Here is a 3,457-nt window from a genome sequence, read left to right as displayed (position 1 = left end):
TGGTTGCGGGGACAGGATTTGAACCTGTGACCTTCAGGTTATGAGCCTGACGAGCTACCGGGCTGCTCCACCCCGCGACGGTCCGGTTAGGGACGTAAGGGTAGATGAGATTGTGAATGGGTTTAGATATCGTGTGATGCATGTCGCACGGGCTTCAATGCCTGGCGACGACCTACTCTTCCATCGCTTGAGCGATAGTACCATTGGCGCAGGCGGGTTTCACGGCCGAGTTCGGAATGGGATCGGGTGGGACACCGACGCTATAGCCACCAGGCAATGGAGCCGGTGCGACATGCGTCACTGTGATATCTGGGTCCCTCGAGGCTTGCCTTGCGGCGGGTCTTGAGGGTTTTAAAATCGATACCGTGCTTGGGTATAGTTGTATTTGTAACCAATCCCTCGACGGCGAGGGGATTGGCAATCTGGCGTCGTCTTAATCATCCGCACTATCGTCTGACGTGCTGGGCGAACCCAGTGTTGTCATTGATGGTGTGAGACTCTCAAGCGCGAATAGAGCAATTAGTATCGGTTAGCTCCATGCGTTACCGCACTTCTACATCCGATCTATCAACGTCGTGGTCTCCGACGGCTCTATGAAATCTTATCTCGAGGGAGGCTTCCCGCTTAGATGCTTTCAGCGGTTATCCCGTCCATACATAGCTACCCAGCTGCGCTCTTGGCAGAACGACTGGTACACCAGAGGTATGTTCAACCCGGTCCTCTCGTACTAGGGTCAACTCCTCTCAAATTTCGACGCCCACGGCAGATAGGGACCAAACTGTCTCGCGACGTTCTGAACCCAGCTCACGTACCACTTTAATTGGCGAACAGCCAAACCCTTGGGACCTGCTCCAGCCCCAGGATGTGATGAGCCGACATCGAGGTGCCAAACAACCCCGTCGATATGAGCTCTTGGGGGTTATCAGCCTGTTATCCCCGGCGTACCTTTTATCCGTTGAGCGATGGCCCTTCCACGAGGGACCACCGGATCACTATGACCGACTTTCGTCTCTGCTCGACTTGTCAGTCTCGCAGTCAGGCGGGCTTATGCCATTGCACTCTAACAGACGGTTTCCGACCGTCCTGAGCCCACCATTGCGCGCCTCCGTTACTCTTTAGGAGGCGACCGCCCCAGTCAAACTACCCGCCACAGAGGGTCCCTGTTCCGGCTTACGGAACGAGGTTAGACATCAGAAACAAACAGGGTGGTATTTCACCTATGGCTCCACATCAGCTGGCGCCGATGCTTCAAAGCCTCCCACCTATGCTACACAGTTTCTTCCTAATGCCACTCTGAAGCTGCAGTAAAGGTGCACGGGGTCTTTCCGTCTAACCGCGGGTACTCCGCATCTTCACGGAGAATTCAATTTCGCTGAGCATGTCCTGGAGACAGTGGGGAAGTCGTTACGCCATTCGTGCAGGTCGGAACTTACCCGACAAGGAATTTCGCTACCTTAGGACCGTTATAGTTACGGCCGCCGTTTACCTGGGCTTCATTTCAGAGCTTGCACCCCTCCACTTAACCTTCAGGCACCGGGCAGGCGTCAGGCCCTATACGTCGTCTTGAAGCCGACTTAGCAGAGCCCTGTGTTTTTGCTAAACAGTCGCTACCCCCTGGCCTGTGCCCCCTCAAAGTGCTTGCGCATAGTGAGGGCCTCCTTCTTCCGAAGGTACGGAGGCAATTTGCCGAGTTCCTTCAGGACACTTCTCTCAAGCGCCTTGGTATACTCTACCTGACCACCTGTGTCGGTTTCGGGTACGGTCTATACGGTGGGGCTATTTCCTGGAACCATTTCGAAGCCATCCCAATCCGATAAGGGATGACAACACACATGATCCGTCACACACCACCAGGCCCACGAATATTAACGTGGTTCCCATCGACTACCCCCTTCGGGCTCGTCTTAGGGGCCGGCTCACCCTGCGCGGATTAGCCTTGCGCAGGAACCCTTGGTCTTTCGGCGAGAGGGCATCTCACCCTCTTTATCGCTACTCATGTCTGCATTCGCACTTCCGATACCTCCACGACCCATTACCAGATCGCTTCACAGGCTTACGGAACGCTCCGCTACCGCGTACCACATAAGTGGCACACCCTAAGCTTCGGCACGTATCTTGAGCCCCGTTACATCTTCGCCGCAGGACCTCTTGTTTAGACCAGTGAGCTGTTACGCTTTCTTTAAAGGATGGCTGCTTCTAAGCCAACCTCCTGGTTGTTTTGGAAGTCCCACATGCTTTCCCACTTAGATACGATTTGGGGGCCTTAGCTGTAGGTCAGGGCTGTTTCCCTTTTGACGACGGACCTTAGCACCCGCCGTCTGTCTCCCGCATATCACTCTTAGGTATTCGGAGTTTGGTTAGGTTTGGTAGATCTCGCGACCCCCTAGCCCATCCAGTGCTCTACCCCCTAAGGTGTTCGTGCGAGGCACTACCTCAATAGTTTTCGCGGAGAACCAGCTATTTCCCGGCTTGATTGGCCTTTCACCCCTAAACACAACTCATCCGGTAACTTTTCAACGTTAATCGGTTCGGACCTCCAGTGCATGTTACTGCACCTTCATCCTGGTCATGCCTAGATCGCCGGGTTTCGGGTCTAATACATCAAACTCTGGCGCCCTATTCAGACTCGCTTTCGCTGCGCCTACACCTATCGGCTTAAGCTTGCTTGATACATTAAGTCACAGACCCATTATGCAAGAGGTACGCTGTCAGGCCATAAAAGCCCTCCAACTGCTTGTAGGCAATCCGTTTCAGGTACTGTTTCACTCCCCTCATCGGGGTGCTTTTCACCTTTCCCTCACGGTACTAGTTCGCTATCGGTCATGTACGAGTATTTAGGCTTGGAGGGTGGTCCCCCCATGTTCAGACAGAATTTCACGTGTTCCGCCCTACTCGAGTCCTGAATTCTCACTTTCGTATACGGGGCTGTCACCCGCTATGGCGTCACTTTCCAGAGACTTCTACTAGTTGAAATTCAGGCACTGGCCTGGTCCGCGTTCGCTCGCCACTACTAACGGAATCTCGGTTGATGTCTTTTCCTCCAGCTACTGAGATGTTTCAGTTCGCCGGGTTCGCTTCACGAAGCCTATTTTATTCAGCTAAGTGATACCTAACCTAATTAACCCAAGCTGCGCGTTGCCACACAGTTCGGATTAATCGGGATAGGTGGGTTTCCCCATTCGGAAATCGCGGGGTCAAAGCTTGCTCACAGCTCACCCGCGCTTATCGCAGCGTGCCACGTCCTTCATCGCCTGTACATGCCAAGGCATCCACGAATTGCCCTTACCTCACGCTTGAGAGTCCACACCACCAACGACATCACTGGGTGCGTTCCAGAGGAACGTCACCAACTCGGCAGAGCAGTGCGTCGTGGTCTTTGTCAGGTGCGGATGATTATAATCTCAGCCAGATTATGTATTATGATGATGTCGATATCTGGAGCCTCGAACCGCTCGTC

1 tRNA gene and 2 rRNA genes are annotated in these 3,457 nt (G+C 53.7%); all 3 read right to left on the bottom strand.

Features of this window, described 5'->3' with window-relative positions:
* The 3 genes from SOM18_RS19360 to SOM18_RS19350 all read right to left on the bottom strand — a co-directional run bounded on the left by SOM18_RS19360 (position 1) and on the right by SOM18_RS19350 (position 3,296).
* Positions 1-77, bottom strand: a tRNA-Met gene (locus tag SOM18_RS19360).
* Positions 78-159: 82 nt separating this feature from the next.
* Positions 160-274 (bottom strand): 5S ribosomal RNA (rrf, locus tag SOM18_RS19355).
* Positions 275-499: 225 nt separating this feature from the next.
* A 23S ribosomal RNA gene (locus SOM18_RS19350) occupies positions 500-3,296 on the bottom strand.
* Between the last annotated feature and the right edge of the window lie 161 nt (positions 3,297-3,457).

Source organism: Sphingomonas sp. CFBP9019 (genome assembly GCF_034045155.1).
Classification (GTDB): domain Bacteria; phylum Pseudomonadota; class Alphaproteobacteria; order Sphingomonadales; family Sphingomonadaceae; genus Sphingomonas; species Sphingomonas aerolata.
This window is presented reverse-complemented; position numbering and strand designations above follow the sequence as displayed.